Raw genomic sequence first — 15,591 nt, forward strand, 5'->3', positions numbered from 1 at the left:
ACATAACGAATGAAGTCTTCAATAATTGCTAAGTTAGAAGCATTGCAGGAACGCTACGAAGAAATTCAAGCACACCTGGTTGATGCTGAAGTGATCGCAGATCAAGAGCGTTTCCGGGCGTTGTCTAAGGAGTATGCGCAGTTAACAGATGTAACCAAATGCTTTCAGTTATGGCGCACTGTTCAGCAAGATATTGAGACGGCTGAAATATTATTGCATGATCCTGAAATGCGCGAGATGGCTCAGGACGAATTAAAAGAAGCGAAAAAGCGTAATGAGGAATTTGAACAACAATTACAGATTTTATTGTTACCAAAAGATCCCGATGATGAAAAAAATTGCTTTTTAGAAATTCGGGCCGGTACCGGTGGTGATGAGGCGGCAATATTTGCCGGTGATCTTTTTAGAATGTATAGCCGCTATGCTGAATCCCGTCGCTGGAGAATTGAAGTTATGAATGCCAGTGAAGGAGAACACGGTGGTTACAAAGAAATTATCGCCAAAGTTTCTGGTGATAGTGTGTATGGCCGTCTAAAGTTTGAGTCAGGGGGACATCGTGTCCAGCGCGTACCGGAGACTGAATCTCAAGGGCGTATTCATACATCTGCTTGTACAGTAGCCATTCTGGCTGAAATTCCAGCAACAGAGCTACCGGATATCAACCCTAGTGACTTAAGAATTGATACTTTTCGTTCATCAGGCGCTGGCGGACAGCATGTTAATACCACTGACTCCGCGATCCGTATTACCCATATTCCAACTGGAATTGTGGTCGAGTGTCAGGATGAACGTTCTCAGCATAAAAATAAAGCCAAAGCGCTGTCAGTTTTAGCTGCCCGTATTCGTGCATCGGAAGTGCAAAAACGCCGTGAAGCAGAAGCGTCTGAGCGCCGTAATTTACTCGGCTCAGGTGATCGTTCCGATAGGATCAGAACTTATAATTTTCCCCAAGGCCGCATTACTGATAATCGTATCAATTTAACTCTCTATCGTTTAGATGAAGTGATAGAGGGAAAATTAGATATGTTAATTCAACAGATTATTAACGAATATCAAGCAGATCAACTCTCTGCTTTATCAGAGCAGGATTAATGAATTATCAGCATTGGTTATCCTATGCGGCTAATAAACTTTGCCATAGTGATAGCGCTAAACGTGATGCTGAAATTTTGTTGCAATATATAACCGGCAAAACACGGACTTTCCTTATTGCATTTGGCGAAACAGAATTAACCGTTAAGCAACAACAACAGCTTGAACATCTATTAGCTCGTCGGGCTAAGTGTGAGCCTATCGCCTATTTAGTAGAAGAAAAAGAGTTTTGGTCGTTACCAATGAAAGTTTCACCTGTTACGTTAATACCTCGTGCGGATACAGAGTGCTTAGTTGAGCGAGCATTACAATTATTACCAGAAAAGCAAGCATTAAAAATATTAGATTTGGGGACGGGTACCGGTGCGGTGGCGTTAGCTTTAGCATCAGAATGTCCACAAGCGCAGATAGTTGGTATCGATATTAGTGATGCGGCAATTACGCTAGCCCAACTTAATGCAAATAATTTGGTAATTAATAATGTCCAATTTTGCAAAAGTAATTGGTTTAGTTCACTACCTATTCAGCAATTTGATATGATTGTCAGTAATCCACCTTATATTGATGAATGTGATCCACATTTACAACAAGGTGATGTGCGTTTTGAACCTAAAACAGCATTAATATCGGTTAATCATGGGTTGGCTGATATTCAATTGATAATTGAACAATCGCGTAACTATTTAGCTAATAAGGGATGGCTTTTACTCGAACACGGGTGGTTGCAGGGAAGGCAAGTAAGGCAGTTATTTTCCTGTCATCATTATCAACAGGTAGTAACTTTTCAGGATTATGGTGGTAATGATCGTATTACAGTAGGTCAATGGAAATGTGATGAAAACCATAGCTGATTTTGAATTTAATAAAGCACCACTGAGCGAAGGTATTATACTTGTTTCACGGATTATTCGGCCAGATTTTCCTGTTGAACAAGTCAATGCACAACTTAGGCTTCTGGTTTCCGAAGCAAGACAAACAATACAAGCTGGTGATGATATAGAAACGGAAGTATCTATATTACTAAAGTTGTTTTATCGAGACTGGCTTTTTAGCTGTGTAACGGGGGTTTATTCGCTTTCTGAGGCCCTTTGGCTGGATAAAGTGCTAATAGCAAGACAGGGGGCACCTGTTTCATTGGGGACAATTTTTTTGCATGTTGCCACTGAATTGCAGTTGCCGGTGATACCGATTATTTTTCTGACTCAGCTTATTCTATGTGTTCGCCGAGAAGATGGTACTTATTGGTATATTAACCCGATAAATGGTGAAACGCTCACCGAGCAGATGCTTGATTTATGGGTCAAGGGAACAATTAGCCCTTTTGCTCATTTGACGCGAAAAGACATAGAAGAAACTGCGCATAGAATTATCATACGAAAAATGTTTGATACAATAAAAGCAGCGTTGATGGAAGAAAAAAAAATGGAACAAGCGCTAAGAGTTTGTGAAACATTATTAATTTTTGATCCGAAAGATCCTTATGAAATACGTGATAGAGGACTTATTTTTGCTCATCTTGAATGTAATCATGTTGCCATTTCTGATTTAAATTATTTTGTTGAGCAATGTCCAGAAGATCCTGTTTCTGAAATGATAAAAATGCAAATCTATTCAATAGAAGGGCAGCAGATTATATTGCATTGATCATTAAAAATCGTCACTAATTTGCTGTCATAGAAAGGGTAAAAGCATGCAATATAAAGTAGTCGCCATTGATGATATCAAAGTGGCAAATAATCTACAATTTGTATTATTCGGTGGTATGAATGTGCTTGAATCGCGCGATTTGGCAATGAAGATTTGCGAACATTATGTCACCGTAACGGACAAGCTTAACATTCCTTATGTTTTTAAGGCTTCCTTCGACAAAGCGAACCGTTCTTCGATTCATTCTTATCGCGGCCCTGGGCTTGAAGAAGGAATGAAAATTTTTCAAGAAATCAAACAAACATTTGGCGTTAAAGTAATTACGGATGTTCATGAGCCAGCGCAAGCGACACCGGTTGCTGAGGTGGTTGACGTTATTCAACTACCGGCTTTTTTAGCCCGGCAAACTGACCTGGTTAAAGCGATGGCCAAAACCGGTGCAGTCATTAATGTTAAAAAACCCCAATTTGTAAGCCCTGGACAAATGGGAAATATTGTTGAGAAATTTAAAGAAGCAGGTAATGAAAAAGTTATTCTCTGTGATCGTGGGGTAAACTTTGGTTATGATAATTTGGTTGTCGATATGTTAGGCTTCAATGTCATGATGAATGTATCAAAGGGTTCTCCGGTTATTTTTGACGTTACTCATGCATTGCAATGTCGTGATCCTTTTGGTTCTGCTTCCGGCGGTCGCCGTGCACAGGTTGCTGAGTTGGCGAGAGCGGGTATGGCAGTCGGTTTAGCGGGATTATTTCTGGAAGCACATCCTGATCCGGCTAACGCAAAATGTGATGGGCCATCAGCACTGCCATTAGCAAAATTAGCGCCATTTCTTGAACAGGTTAAAGCTATCGATGATTTGGTGAAAAGCTTTGCCCAATTAGATACCGCTAATGAATTGTTATTTTATGCAGTTAAATGATGTTGTTACTATGTTTGGCGCTGATCTTCAGCGCCGCTATGGTGAAAACATTCATAAGATCAGTTTGCACGGTGGTTTTAATTGCCCTAATCGTGATGGCTCCTTAGGACGTGGCGGCTGTACCTTTTGCAATGTTGCTTCTTTTTCCGATGAGCAGCAACAGCCATTTTCCATCCAGCAACAGATAGCGCAAAAAGTAAAAACAATCCATCTTGCTCAACGTTATCTGGCTTATTTTCAAGCTTATACCAATACTTATGTTGAAGTTTCAATTTTAAAGGCGTTATATCAACAGGCATTAAATCAGGCTAATATTGTTGGACTTTGTGTCGGTACGCGACCAGATTGTGTTTCGCAACCAGTATTGGATTTATTAGTAGAATATCAGCAGCAAGGATATGAAATCTGGTTGGAACTAGGTTTACAAACATCCCATAATAAAACCCTAAAAAAGATCAATCGAGGCCATAATTTTGCCAGTTATCAAAAAATTGCTCAGATTGCCGGCAAAAAGGGATTAAATGTTTGTGTTCACCTAATTGTTGGCCTACCAGGTGAAACAGCTAGCGAAAATCTGCAAACAATATCTCGTGTTATTGATACTGGTGTTGATGGTATTAAATTGCATCCATTACATATTGTTGATGGTAGTATAATGGCGAAGGCTTGGTGTGCTGGGCGTTTGTTATCACTTGAGTTAACTGAGTACGTGGAAATGGCCGGAGAAATGATCCGTCACACACCAAAAAATATTATTTATCATCGTATTTGTGCCAATGCGCGTCGGCCGACTGTACTCGCGCCAGATTGGTGTGCAAATCGTTGGTTAGGCATGAATGCGTTATATCAATATCTCTGTCAGTATGGCGGCCAGGGCTCTGCAATTTAAGTTTGTGGAGGGAACTAAAATAGGTTGTTGGCAGATATTTTATATGGCGGAGAGGGAGGGATTCGAACCCTCGATACGTTTTCACGTATACACACTTTCCAGGCGTGCTCCTTCAGCCACTCGGACACCTCACCGGTTATCATTTTAATATAGTAGGATACTAGAATGATGGGGCGCTACTATAGGAAAAAGCAGACTAACCGTCAATAATATATTGCAACTTTTGTCTTTTTTTGCAGTTAATAAGATAAATAAAGAACAATTTGTTGAAAATATATTCGATATTACCGCCAAGGTTTTATTGTCCTTACTAACAAGTAAAATTATTACATGCATAGCATAAGTTGGAAAAAATAATGAATGAATTTTCCGTGATTTGCCGAATACTAGGAACATTGTTTAATCGTTCCCCAGAGGATCCTATTACTAAACCTTTATTTGAATTGATTAGTCAAAATCAATTGAAATTATCTTGGCCTTTAGAACAAGATGAATTATTAACGCAACTAGCCGTTAGTAGCCAGGATTTAGCGTTAGTAATTAAAGATTTTAAGCAATTGTTTCTTGATCCTACCTCAGCTATTGCTAACGGCATTAGTCAATATAGTGAAATATCAGCAACGGCAGTTAATGAATTTTTAGTGGCAAATGGAATACCATTATCAGCGGAAAAAGCTGATCGTTTTGCAGCTTTATTATTGGCAGCATCTTGGTTGGAGGATAATGCAGCGCAGGATCCGCTATTAACACAAATTCAATTATTTGATCAGTTTATTTTACCTGAGAGTGAATCATTTTTTAGCCAAGTGGAAACCCATGCAGTAAGTGATTTTTATCTTACTCTCGTTATGATAACGCATGAAGCTTTAGTTGCATTGAGAGAGGAGCTGGCTGACGTTTAGTGACGCTGTAACTTATTCTTTAAATCTAACAGGCGAGTACATAGCGCCTGTTATTTCCTATTGACTACTAAGTTATTTATTCTACTAATGGAATAACTAACTTACCAGGTTTGACTTCAAGTCCTTTAGCGATTTTCTTGGCCAATGCTTCTGCTTTACTTTTTTCTGGTTGCAATAAATAGACAGGATTTTTTTCAAAATAGGCTGTTAAGGAGTTATTAACAATCGGCAGTATTGTGGTAATTGTACTGGCCATTTTTTCCGGTGTAATTTTTTGATCAGAGATTGTCAATTCTTTTAAATAGATAGCACCGGTAGCTACGTCAAAATAGGGCAGTGAAGTGATAGCTAAAGAGACTTCTGCATGTGTTGAACCTAATAGTGTTTCAAGCTTAATTTTAGCTACTCCCGTTAAGGTAATTTTATTCGGTTCAGTCCGACCAATTTGAGTAGCAAGATTGGCTAGATCGATACTAGCATCAGCAAGTCCGGCAATACCTATTTTTTTACTATAGTGGGTATGTTTGCTGAGATAGTTATTAATGGTATCTTCACTAATACTGACTTCGGTTAATTTATCGCATCCGGCTATCACTCCAGATAGTAACAATAGTGCTCCGACAAAAAAGTGCTTCATGTTTTGTTTTTCTCCTGTAATTTTGGTAGCAAGATTGTACACAACTATTTATCGTTATAAATGATAGTTTTTTTCTGCTGATGAAATTGTTGGTGCAAAGCCCATAAGGATAATAATCCTATTATGGTTAACAGATGCCAAGGTAGTGCCGGTACACCCCACCAATGTCCGATATCATATAGCCAGCCACCACCGATAAAGCCTATTGCACCACCTAAAGCATGGCCTAATCGGCTAAAACCCATATAACTACCACGAGCATGAGGATCTGCCAGTGATGCGCTCAATGTTTCACGTGCTGGTTCAGCAGTGATGGTACCTAAATAAAACAGACTAATCAGGGTAAAAAGTAGCGTCAGTGAATGGGTAAAACCAATAGGAAGCATGGCCAGGCTCATCAGAAGTAAACCGGTCATTAACCGTTGTTCGAGGCGAAAATCCTTTTCACTTCAACGGGCGATGGGATAAAGTAAAGTTAAAGAGATAATGGCTTCAATGGCATACATCCATTTAATAGCCGTTGGTGAGCCGGCTATCTCATTAACGACAATCGGAAACATTAACATAACTTGTACGTATAAAATGAAATAGCCAGTCAGAGTAAGCACATATTTTAAAAAACGTTGATCGCTAAAAACTTTACCCATCCCGGTACGAATATATATCCGGCTAGCCGAGATACGGTAAGCAGGCAACAGCCAGGCGTTTGAAATGGCTGCGATAATGAAAATTATCGTACCTGCCCAACAAACAAACTGAAAATCATACAGTAAAAGCCAGCCAACGAGCAGGGCTCCGAGAACAGCGCCGGCACTATCTTGCGTTAATAATAATGAATAAAAACGACCTCGTTCATGTGGTTTGGTCAGTTTAATGACTAAGGCGGTACTAGGAGGATCAAATAAAGTCCCGCCTAGGGCTGACAGAACGCAAGATAGCCAAAAAATCCATGGAACGGTAGGGTAGCCATGGCCATTAAAGCGAAACCGATAGCACGTAATAACATGCCTAGCACTATCATTGGCTTAGCGCCGAAACGATCGGCTATAGCACCGCCAAAAATGCCTAAACCTTGTTGAAATAATTGTCTAAGGGCAAGGGCAAAACCAACCACCAAGCCAGGCCAACCTAATTGCTCAACAAAGTGGATCGATATCAGTGGAAAGACGACAAAAAAACCCAACACGACTAACATATTATCGAGTAAAAGAAAATATTTACCGAGGTTTCGCGCTTGCGTTACCGGAGACATTGAACACCATTTGGCATCATACAGGGATATTTTGTAAATATAATACTAGTAAATTAGATATACTTACTATTGTAAAAACAAAATATATTTATATTCAGCACCCAAATATTCTGGAGTTGGCCGCGATGTTTGGATATCGAACCAGAAAGCCTGAATGTTATTCTGTTACTGAACGTTTGCTCCTACTGTTAGCTTGTGAAACCGATGCTTATCGTCTGGCTGATTATTATTGCCGGAATGAAAATTTTTTAAAGCCATGAGAGCCTATTCGTGATAGCAGTTATTATCAGCCTGCTGCCTGGAGTAAACGTTTGTATATTATGGCAGAAATGCATCGTCGTAAAAGTGCTTTTCATTTTATATTATTAGATAAACGGCAAACTGAAGTTATTGGTGTAATTAATTTCAGTAATATTATTATAGGGGCTTTTAAAGCTTGTTATCTGGGTTATTCAATCAGTGAAATGTGGCAAGGAAAGGGCTTGATGTATGAAGCATTAATGCCAACGATTAATGTTATGCAAGAACAGCAGCAGATGCATAGAATTATGGCAAATTATATGCCGCATAATCATCGCAGTGGTAATTTACTGAAAAAGATAGGTTTTAAGCCAGAGGGATATGCAAAAGCTTATTTACAAATTAATGGTGAATGGCAGGATCATATTTTAATGTCACTCATTACAAAAAATAATCAGAGTTGAATTATTTTATATAAAAACAGAATACTAAGTGGACAAAAATCAACAAATTTAGACTTACTTTTAATATATTAAATTTTACTTGTTAATCATAATTTGCTTACTATTTTTTATCTTTAAAGAAGGCATTAATATGATCGGGGGCTTTGTTGAATAAATCAGAATTAGCCGACAGGATGGCTCCCTCTGCTACACCTGTTATCCGATCCTGACGCTGTGTGGCATACCCAACAACGTCATACGGTTCAGCGCTTTGACCATCACCATTGCTTCACCTACCTGAACCTCATAGTCACGCAGCCTCAGATGGCCACCCAGCAAAGTTTTTATGCGGAACATCGCTGTTTCTGCCACTGAACGCCGGTGATAACCCACTTTCTTTTTCCACATATCATTACTCCTGCTCAGACGATGATTCGCCACCGCATGGTTACGTTCATGGTACTTGTCCGGCCAGTATTTCGCTCCGCTTCGCGGCGGGATAAGGGGCCTGATTTTCTTTCTTAGCAACGCATCGTGGCAGTAACAGGCGTCATAAGCACCGTCTGCTGACACTTCCCTGATTTTCCGGTGGGTTTGGTTAATCAGGCCCGGCAGTGCCTGCGCATCTGTCGTTCCGCTGAGCGATAAGTCGGCACAGATAATCTCATGATTCACACTGTCTGCTGCCAGATGAAGCTTGCGCCACACTCTTCGTCTGTCAGCCCCATGCTGCCTGACTTTCCATTCACCTTCGCCAAAGACCTTCAGACCGGTACTGTCGATGACCAGATGCGAGATTTCACCACGCGGTGGCGTTTTTATGCTGATGTTGACGCTCTTTGCTCGTCTGCTGACCAGCGAGTAGTCCGGACAGCACAGCGGCTAAGACATGAGTTTAAAAATCGAATCAACGAAGCCCTGTAATGCCAGGAGCGACAGGTTAAACACACGCTTCATCATCAGGACAGTGGTAACAGCCATATCGCTGTAGTAAAGCGGCCGGCCACGACCTTCAGGCGAAGAACTGTCAGTCCATCCAGCGATGGCCGACTTATCAAGCCAGACCGTCAGGGAACCACGTTGTCTGAGTGCCTTGTTGTACGCGGGCCAGTTGGTAATTTTAAACTTTTGCTTTGCCATGGGGACCTGATGTTGAAACGAATTTAGCGATCAGCTACGCCAATCACCTAAAAGTTCGATTTATTCAACAAAGCCATGATCGGGACAAGTCACGAATCATCAACCGTTTGTGGGCTTTGTTGAATAAATCAGAATTAGCCGCCAGGATGGCTCCCTCTGCTACAGCTGTTATCCGATCCTGACGCTGTGTGGCATACCCAACAACGTCATACGGTTCAGCGCTTTGACCATCGCCATTGCTTCACCTACCTGAGCCTCATAGTCACGCAGCCTCAGATGGCCACCCAGCAAAGTTTTTATGCGGAACATCGCTGTTTCTGCCACTGAACGCCGGTGATAACCCACTTTCTTTTTCCACATATCATTACTCCTGCTCAGACGCTGATTCGCCACCGCATGGTTACGTTCATGGTACTTGTCCGGCCAGTATTTCGCTCCGCTTCGCGGCGGGATAAGGGGCCTGATTTTCTTTCTTAGCAACGCATCGTGGCAGTAACAGGCGTCATAAGCACCGTCTGCTGACACTTCCCTGATTTTCCGGTGGGTTTGGTTAATCAGGCCCGGCAGTGCCTGCGCATCTGTCGTTCCGCTGAGCGATAAGTCGGCACAGATAATCTCATGAGTCACACTGTCTGCTGCCAGATGAAGCTTGCGCCACACTCTTCGTCTGTCAGCCCCATGCTGCCTGACTTTCCATTCACCTTCGCCAAAGACCTTCAGACCGGTACTGTCGATGACCAGATGCGAGATTTCACCACGCGTTGGCGTTTTTATGCTGATGTTGACGCTCTTTGCTCGTCTGCTGACCAGCGAGTAGTCCGGACAGCACAGCGGCAAAGACATGAGTTTAAAAATCGAATCAACGAAGCCCTGTAATGCCCGGAGCGACAGGTTAAACACACGCTTCATCATCAGGACAGTGGTAACAGCCATATCGCTGTAGTAAAGCGGCCGGCCACGACCTTCAGGCGAAGAACTGTCAGTCCATCCAGCGATGGCCGACTCATCAAGCCAGACCGTCAGGGAACCGCGTTGTCTGAGTGCCTTGTTGTACGCGGGCCAGTTGGTAATTTTAAACTTTTGCTTTGCCATGGGGACCTGATGTTGAAACGAATTTAGCGATCAGCTCCGCCAATCACCTAAAAGTTCGATTTATTCAACAAAGCCCCGTTTGTGACTAAAATTGGTCGTATTGAAGATTTGTTTTACTGCCATTTAGATATACATACGAACAATGTTCTGGCAAATGTTAAACAATAAGGTAAAAGCTCGATTAAATGATATTATTGTAAAAAACAACGAAATGTTTGGTTTTAATTATTACCAGCAAAATCCATATGAAGAAAAAATATTGCTGGAAAGTAGAAAAGGTTATTGTGGTGAATGTTGCGATGAAGTATTAAAACATATTAATAATAATTATTATGAAAAAGTTAACCCAACAAAAGAACACTTTTTTGTTTTAAGTAAGGATCAAGCTGAAATTATTGAACTATCTTATAAGCAAATGTTTTTTAACGCAAATGCATTAGAAATGGAGTTTGATAGAATCAATGACATTCTAAAAATATTTCCTGATGTCTTTGTTGTAATAAAAATGATTTTAATAATATGATAATGCTAATTTGTGATATTTTAAACATTAGTAAACCACAGCCCCTTCAATACTGTAATATATCAGATACAACGCGCCAATCGGATGATAAATACATGTTTCGACGAGAATCAATCTCAAAGCCCGAAAGCATAATTTACCAGACTCACTTTGTTTAACGGGTAATTAAAACATCGTTGGAAAAGCTGAGCTACATCGCTTTGCTTTGGCAAAAATAGTTATTCTAATTCATGGTCATGCTCACAGGTCGCTGATACACTTTATCAATCTATTATGGCCATCATTAATAAAAATATTGCATGAATTTACTAAAATCGTTAGCAGCGATAAGCTCTATGACTATGTTTTCCCGCATCTTAGGATTTATTCGTGATGCGATTATCGCTCGTTTTTTTGGTGCTGGAGCGGCGACAGACGCTTTTTTTGTTGCTTTTCGATTACCAAATCTTTTGCGCCGAATTTTTGCCGAAGGCGCATTTTCCCAAGCATTTGTCCCTATCTTAGCAGAATATAAAAACCAGCAAGGTGATGAGGCTACTCGCACTTTTATTGCGTATGTTTCCGGTTTATTAACATTAATTTTGGCCATCGTTACATTGGCAGGAATATTAGCGGCACCATGGATTATTTATATTACGGCCCCCGGTTTTACTGATACAGCGGATAAATTTGATTTAACCGTTCGTTTATTGAGAATCACTTTTCCTTATATTTTATTGATCTCTTTAGTATCGTTGGCTGGTGCTATTTTAAATACTTGGAACCGTTTTTCTGTTCCTGCTTTTGCGCCTACTTTACTTAATATCAGTATGATTATATCAGTACTGTTTTTGGCGCCATATTGTGAACCACCTATTATAGCGTTAGGGTGGGGAATTTTTGCCGGTGGTATTTTACAGTTGCTGTATCAATTACCTTATTTACAAAAAATTGGCATGTTAGTTTTACCGCGTATCTCTTTTCGCAATAGCGGTGTGTGGCGAGTATTGAAGTTAATGGGGCCGGCAATTATTGGTGTTTCTGTAAGCCAGATTTCATTAATTATTAATACTATTTTTGCCTCATTTTTACAATCATGCTCTGTCTCGTGGATGTATTATGCTGACCGATTGATGGAGCTCCCTACCGGTGTTTTAGGAGTAGCACTTGGTACTATTTTATTACCTTCGATGGCGAAGAGTTTTTCAACCGGTGATCATAAAGAATATCAGCGCCTAATGGACTGGGGGTTACGGCTTTGCTTTTTATTAGCGCTACCATGTGCGATTGCGCTGGCTATTCTAGCCGAACCGTTGACAGTATCGCTTTTTCAGTATGGCAATTTTACCGCCTACGATGCGGTAATGACTCAACGGGCATTAATTGCTTACTGTGTCGGCTTAATGGGGTTAATTGTAGTTAAGGTATTAGCGCCAGGGTTCTATTCGAGACAGGATATTAAAACACCGGTTAAAATCGCGATTATTACCTTAATTTTGACACAATTAATGAACCTTGTCTTTATTGGTTCGCTCAAACATGCAGGATTGGCCTTATCAATTGGCTTAGCGGCATGCTTTAATGCTTTGATGCTGTATTGGCAGTTACGTCGCCAGGCAATTTTTTCTCCCTTAGCTGGTTGGGGAAAATTTTTGCTCAAGTTAATCGCCGCTTTAATTGTTATGGTAGCGGTATTGTTGTTGCTATTAAATTTTATGACGCCATGGGAGCAGGGAAATATGCTGATGAGGATCACGCGGTTGTTACTGGTGGTTTTTGCCGGTGCAATGAGTTACTTTGCTGCGTTGTTTATTTTTGGTTTTCGTTTACGAGATTTTTCACAGCGGGCTATTTAATACAAATAAATCTGGTTAAGTGATCATTTGTTGGATGAAAAAGCGTAACCGCGCTTTTTCATTACCAATCGAAGCAGGCTGGCTGACTTTACAATTTGAAAACGGTATTGTGAATAAACAGAATTGGTGCGTCCGAGTGGACTCGAACCACCGACCCCCACCATGTCAAGGTGGTGCTCTAACCAACTGCGCTACGGACGCAATAAAAATTGCTATGGCGATAATGTGGAAAAGAATATTAACGGGCAGTTGCCATTCTGGCAAGGGAAAAAATGCAATTTTACGTCTAACTGCTCGTATTTAATGCTATTTAGCATAAAAGCGCAATTTTTCATTTTTTATACCTTATACCCGTTTGACAACATAGCTATCGAGAGGAATGTCGTAATACAAATTCGTTTGGCTGACGTTGAAGCCATAATATGCGAGAAAGTATCATGATAGCTGATGCCGTTAAGCCAATAATAAAACCGATCCAAAAACCTTTTGGTCCCAGATGCGGCACAATAAAGTCAGTTAAACCAAGTAGATAACCTGTTGGTAGGCCGAGCAGCCAGTAAGCAATGAAAGTGATAAAGAAAATTGAACGGGTATCTTTATAACCGCGTAATATACCGGCGCCAATGACTTGAATAGCATCGGAAATCTGATAGATAGCAGCGAATAACATCAATTGTGAAGCCAATAGGACGACTTCCGGATTGCGATTATACATTAATGCGATCTGCTCTCTAAGTGACACTGTCACAATTGCGGTGCAGCAAGCTATCGTTAAACCTACCATAATGCTGGCATAGGCGGATATTTTTGCCTTTTCCGTTGAAGCGCTACCTAAATTATAACCGACCCGGATCGTTGCTGCGATACCAAGAGAAATAGGAAACATAAACATTAACGAACTAAAATTTAAAGCTACCTGGTGTCCTGCGACAGCGATAATACCTAATGGCGCGACCAGTAAGGCGACAATAGCAAACAGAGTGACTTCGAAGAAATAGGCTAGACCAATAGGTAAACCTAACGCGAACAGGCGCTTTAATAAAGAGAAGTCAGGTAATGCAAACTGTTTATTATCACGGATATCACGTTGTGAAGGAGTATGGCGTATATACCAGCGCATCAAAAGAAACATAGCCCAATATACCGAGGCAGTGGCTACCCCACAGCCGACGCCACCAAGAGCTGGTGCCCCAAAATGGCCATAGATAAAAAGATAGTTGATAGGTATGTTAATAAATAAACCAAGGAAACCAATAAACATGCCGGGTTTTGTTTTAGATAACCCATCGCACTGACTACGTAAAACTTGATAAAAAAGATAACCTGGTGCTCCCCACAGAATAGCACGCAGAAACCGCACCGCTTTATTTGCCAGTTCAGGATCAATATTAGGCATATTATTTATAATATGGTGAGCATTATAAATAACAGCCATGACCAAAAGTGATAAAAAGAAAGCTAGCCATAAGCCTTGTTGTATATGATTGCCGATAACTTGGCGTCGGCCTGAACCATTTAATTGCGCTACCACTGGTGTTAAAGCCATTAATAAGCCGTGGCCAAACAAAATAGCAGGTAACCAGATAGACGTTCCTACCGCAACGGCTGACATATCTATTTCACTGACTTTTCCAGCCATTACTGTATCGACAAAACCCATTGCGGTTTGTGAGAATTGAGCAAGAATAATTGGAATACCTAATGCTAATAGGCTGTGTGCCTCTTTAAAATATTTATTCACCCACCATATACCTTATTGAAAATGAATAGAAAACGAAAAGAATTGAACCCTTAAAAATTTGCTTATTGTATCGATTTGGTGAAGTTATAGCTATAAATAGATAGAAAGCTGCCATATTTATTGTTTCTAGAGTGCTTATCTAGCATAATTAGCGTAGAATGAGTTTTAATCTTTTATTAAAATTTGGAACTCAATATATGTATACAGGCATTGTGAAAGGAAAAGGAACACTAGTTGCGGTGGAAGATAGCGTTAATTTTCGTACTTATACTGTACAATTTCCCACTGAATTACTCGCAGATTTAGAAACAGGTGCTTCTGTTGCTAATAATGGATGCTGTTTAACTGTTACCCATATTGATGGCGATAAGGTGAGTTTTGATTTAATGAAGGAGACTTTGCGACTGACAAACTTAGGCAGTTTAAAATTAGGCGATATGATTAATTTAGAAAGATCAGCAAAATATGGTGATGAAATTGGTGGCCATGTTATGTCGGGTCACATCATTACTACTGCCGAAGTAGCCAAAATTTTTAAAGCTGAAAATAATCTCCAAATTTGGTTTTATGTGCATGATAAACAATTAATGAAATATATTTTGCATAAGGGCTTTATCGGCGTTGATGGAATTAGCTTAACTGTAGGAGATGTGGTCAATAATCGTTTTTGTGTCCATCTGATCCCGGAAACCATTGCGCGCACCACAATTGCAGAAAAGCGTCTTGGAGAAAAGGTTAATATTGAAATTGATGCCCATACCCAAGCGGTAGTTGATACTGTTGAGCGACTGATGGCCCAAAAAATATAATCATAGAGCGTATTTTAAATAGTCGTCACGCTATTTTAATTAGGTTAAGTAATAGCTAAAACAAGAAAAAGGATTTGATAAACAATCGACCAAGGTTTCTTCTTATTAGAAAAGCGTTAATGTCAAAAGTGGTTTCCTATGTCTAATTTACTTATCTGTAACTAAGTGATATCTGCAAATAAGCTCTTCGATAAACATCAAATCACTTCACTCAAAATGGCTCGCCAATACAAATTGGCTAATTGTTTTATCTTTCCTTTCCTGGCTCAGGCTATTGCTCATTCAAAAGCGTCTTTATAGAAGAAGTATGACTGAGCTATTGAATGAAATTGTCAAATAACTGCTATTTCATTTTCTCCATAACCAATTGATAGTGATTGTAAATTCCCTCATTAAGCAAGCTAATGCAAAAAAAACAATAGAATTT

Annotated in this window: 14 protein-coding genes, 2 tRNA genes and 3 pseudogenes; 11 read left to right on the plus strand and 8 right to left on the minus strand. The window is 40.1% G+C overall.

What is annotated here, in order from left to right; genetic code table 11:
• Positions 1–9 precede the first annotated feature (9 nt).
• From prfA to mnmL, 5 genes are read left to right on the plus strand one after another with little or no spacing between them, the layout of a single operon-like run.
• Positions 10–1,092 (plus strand): peptide chain release factor 1, encoded by a 1,083-nt coding sequence (prfA, locus tag E3U36_RS03270; RefSeq protein ID WP_180817088.1) that lies wholly within the window; start codon positions 10–12, stop codon positions 1,090–1,092.
• Positions 1,092–1,943: a peptide chain release factor N(5)-glutamine methyltransferase gene (gene prmC, locus E3U36_RS03275; protein WP_180817089.1), complete on the plus strand. Its 852-nt coding sequence runs from the start codon at positions 1,092–1,094 to the stop codon at positions 1,941–1,943. Before prfA ends, prmC begins: the two co-directional genes overlap by 1 nt.
• A complete protein-coding gene (gene sirB1 / locus E3U36_RS03280; protein ID WP_180817090.1) occupies positions 1,927–2,736 on the plus strand; it encodes an invasion regulator SirB1 in 810 nt (269 codons plus the stop codon). The genes prmC and sirB1 overlap by 17 nt, the downstream gene beginning before the upstream one ends.
• Positions 2,737–2,782: 46 nt before the next feature.
• The gene (kdsA, locus tag E3U36_RS03285) at positions 2,783–3,661 is read left to right on the plus strand and encodes a 3-deoxy-8-phosphooctulonate synthase (protein ID WP_180817091.1); all 879 of its coding nucleotides are present in this window, start codon (positions 2,783–2,785) and stop codon (positions 3,659–3,661) included.
• On the plus strand, positions 3,648–4,550 hold the full coding sequence (gene mnmL / locus E3U36_RS03290; RefSeq protein ID WP_180817092.1) for a tRNA modification radical SAM protein MnmL/YtqA: 903 nt from the start codon (positions 3,648–3,650) through the stop codon (positions 4,548–4,550). The genes kdsA and mnmL overlap by 14 nt, the downstream gene beginning before the upstream one ends.
• Positions 4,551–4,594: 44 nt before the next feature.
• Here the strand turns inward: mnmL and E3U36_RS03295 are convergent.
• Positions 4,595–4,684: transfer RNA gene (locus tag E3U36_RS03295), tRNA-Ser, on the minus strand.
• Positions 4,685–4,894: 210 nt separating this feature from the next.
• On the opposite strand from E3U36_RS03295, the gene E3U36_RS03300 reads away from it, so the two are divergent.
• On the plus strand, positions 4,895–5,452 hold the full coding sequence (locus tag E3U36_RS03300; RefSeq protein ID WP_369412951.1) for a TorD/DmsD family molecular chaperone: 558 nt from the start codon (positions 4,895–4,897) through the stop codon (positions 5,450–5,452).
• 76 nt (positions 5,453–5,528) lie between these two features.
• Here E3U36_RS03300 and E3U36_RS03305 read toward each other — a convergent pair whose 3' ends face one another.
• From E3U36_RS03305 to E3U36_RS03310, 3 genes and pseudogenes are all read right to left on the minus strand, one after another.
• Positions 5,529–6,089: a lipoprotein gene (locus E3U36_RS03305; RefSeq protein ID WP_180817094.1), complete on the minus strand. Its 561-nt coding sequence runs from the start codon at positions 6,087–6,089 to the stop codon at positions 5,529–5,531.
• A 44-nt stretch (positions 6,090–6,133) separates the two neighbouring features.
• Positions 6,134–6,505 carry an MFS transporter gene (locus E3U36_RS13155; protein WP_369412952.1) on the minus strand — a complete coding sequence of 124 codons (372 nt, stop codon included), beginning with the start codon at positions 6,503–6,505 and terminating at the stop codon, positions 6,134–6,136.
• A gap of 33 nt (positions 6,506–6,538) precedes the next feature.
• Positions 6,539–7,341 (minus strand): annotated as a pseudogene (locus E3U36_RS03310) (MFS transporter).
• A gap of 125 nt (positions 7,342–7,466) precedes the next feature.
• Between E3U36_RS03310 and rimJ the strand changes: the two are divergent.
• Positions 7,467–8,045: pseudogene (gene rimJ, locus E3U36_RS03315) on the plus strand (ribosomal protein S5-alanine N-acetyltransferase).
• A gap of 195 nt (positions 8,046–8,240) precedes the next feature.
• Here the strand turns inward: rimJ and E3U36_RS03320 are convergent.
• Positions 8,241–9,164 (minus strand): annotated as a pseudogene (locus E3U36_RS03320) (IS5 family transposase).
• Here E3U36_RS03320 and E3U36_RS03325 point away from each other — a divergent pair.
• Positions 9,158–9,346 (plus strand): hypothetical protein, encoded by a 189-nt coding sequence (locus E3U36_RS03325; protein WP_180817095.1) that lies wholly within the window; start codon positions 9,158–9,160, stop codon positions 9,344–9,346. The pseudogene E3U36_RS03320 and the gene E3U36_RS03325 overlap by 7 nt on opposite strands.
• On the opposite strand, the gene E3U36_RS03330 is transcribed toward E3U36_RS03325, so the two are convergent.
• Complete coding sequence (locus E3U36_RS03330; protein ID WP_180816040.1) at positions 9,333–10,256, minus strand: IS5 family transposase; 924 nt, start codon at positions 10,254–10,256, stop codon at positions 9,333–9,335. The two genes, E3U36_RS03325 and E3U36_RS03330, sit on opposite strands and share 14 nt — an antisense overlap.
• Before the next feature lie 154 nt (positions 10,257–10,410).
• Between E3U36_RS03330 and E3U36_RS03335 the strand changes: the two genes are divergently transcribed.
• On the plus strand, positions 10,411–10,779 hold the full coding sequence (locus tag E3U36_RS03335; protein WP_180817096.1) for a hypothetical protein: 369 nt from the start codon (positions 10,411–10,413) through the stop codon (positions 10,777–10,779).
• A gap of 299 nt (positions 10,780–11,078) precedes the next feature.
• Positions 11,079–12,614 (plus strand): murein biosynthesis integral membrane protein MurJ, encoded by a 1,536-nt coding sequence (gene murJ, locus E3U36_RS03340; RefSeq protein ID WP_180817097.1) that lies wholly within the window; start codon positions 11,079–11,081, stop codon positions 12,612–12,614.
• Between the two features lie 124 nt (positions 12,615–12,738).
• On the opposite strand, the gene E3U36_RS03345 is transcribed toward murJ, so the two are convergent.
• Both E3U36_RS03345 and E3U36_RS03350 read right to left on the minus strand, forming a co-directional pair.
• Positions 12,739–12,815, minus strand: a tRNA-Val gene (locus E3U36_RS03345).
• 166 nt (positions 12,816–12,981) lie between these two features.
• Positions 12,982–14,355 (minus strand): MATE family efflux transporter, encoded by a 1,374-nt coding sequence (locus E3U36_RS03350; protein WP_180817098.1) that lies wholly within the window; start codon positions 14,353–14,355, stop codon positions 12,982–12,984.
• 197 nt (positions 14,356–14,552) lie between these two features.
• On the opposite strand from E3U36_RS03350, the gene E3U36_RS03355 reads away from it, so the two are divergent.
• Complete coding sequence (locus E3U36_RS03355; protein WP_180817514.1) at positions 14,553–15,164, plus strand: riboflavin synthase subunit alpha; 612 nt, start codon at positions 14,553–14,555, stop codon at positions 15,162–15,164.
• Positions 15,165–15,591: the final 427 nt, after the last annotated feature.

The organism is Arsenophonus endosymbiont of Aphis craccivora, assembly GCF_013460135.1.
Taxonomy (GTDB): Bacteria; Pseudomonadota; Gammaproteobacteria; order Enterobacterales; family Enterobacteriaceae; genus Arsenophonus; species Arsenophonus nilaparvatae.

Bases quoted from the DNA above. Each gene is read 5' to 3' on its own strand.
- prmC (WP_180817089.1), top strand. From the start codon at position 1,092: ATGAATTATCAGCATTGGTTATCCTATGCGGCTAATAAACTTTGCCAT.
- E3U36_RS03305 (WP_180817094.1), bottom strand. From the start codon at position 6,089: ATGAAGCACTTTTTTGTCGGAGCACTATTGTTACTATCTGGAGTGATA.
- E3U36_RS03335 (WP_180817096.1), top strand. From the start codon at position 10,411: ATGTTAAACAATAAGGTAAAAGCTCGATTAAATGATATTATTGTAAAA.
- mnmL (WP_180817092.1), top strand. From the start codon at position 3,648: ATGCAGTTAAATGATGTTGTTACTATGTTTGGCGCTGATCTTCAGCGC.
- murJ (WP_180817097.1), top strand. From the start codon at position 11,079: ATGAATTTACTAAAATCGTTAGCAGCGATAAGCTCTATGACTATGTTT.
- E3U36_RS13155 (WP_369412952.1), bottom strand. From the start codon at position 6,505: ATGACCGGTTTACTTCTGATGAGCCTGGCCATGCTTCCTATTGGTTTT.
- sirB1 (WP_180817090.1), top strand. From the start codon at position 1,927: ATGAAAACCATAGCTGATTTTGAATTTAATAAAGCACCACTGAGCGAA.
- prfA (WP_180817088.1), top strand. From the start codon at position 10: ATGAAGTCTTCAATAATTGCTAAGTTAGAAGCATTGCAGGAACGCTAC.
- kdsA (WP_180817091.1), top strand. From the start codon at position 2,783: ATGCAATATAAAGTAGTCGCCATTGATGATATCAAAGTGGCAAATAAT.
- E3U36_RS03330 (WP_180816040.1), bottom strand. From the start codon at position 10,256: ATGGCAAAGCAAAAGTTTAAAATTACCAACTGGCCCGCGTACAACAAG.
- E3U36_RS03355 (WP_180817514.1), top strand. From the start codon at position 14,553: ATGTATACAGGCATTGTGAAAGGAAAAGGAACACTAGTTGCGGTGGAA.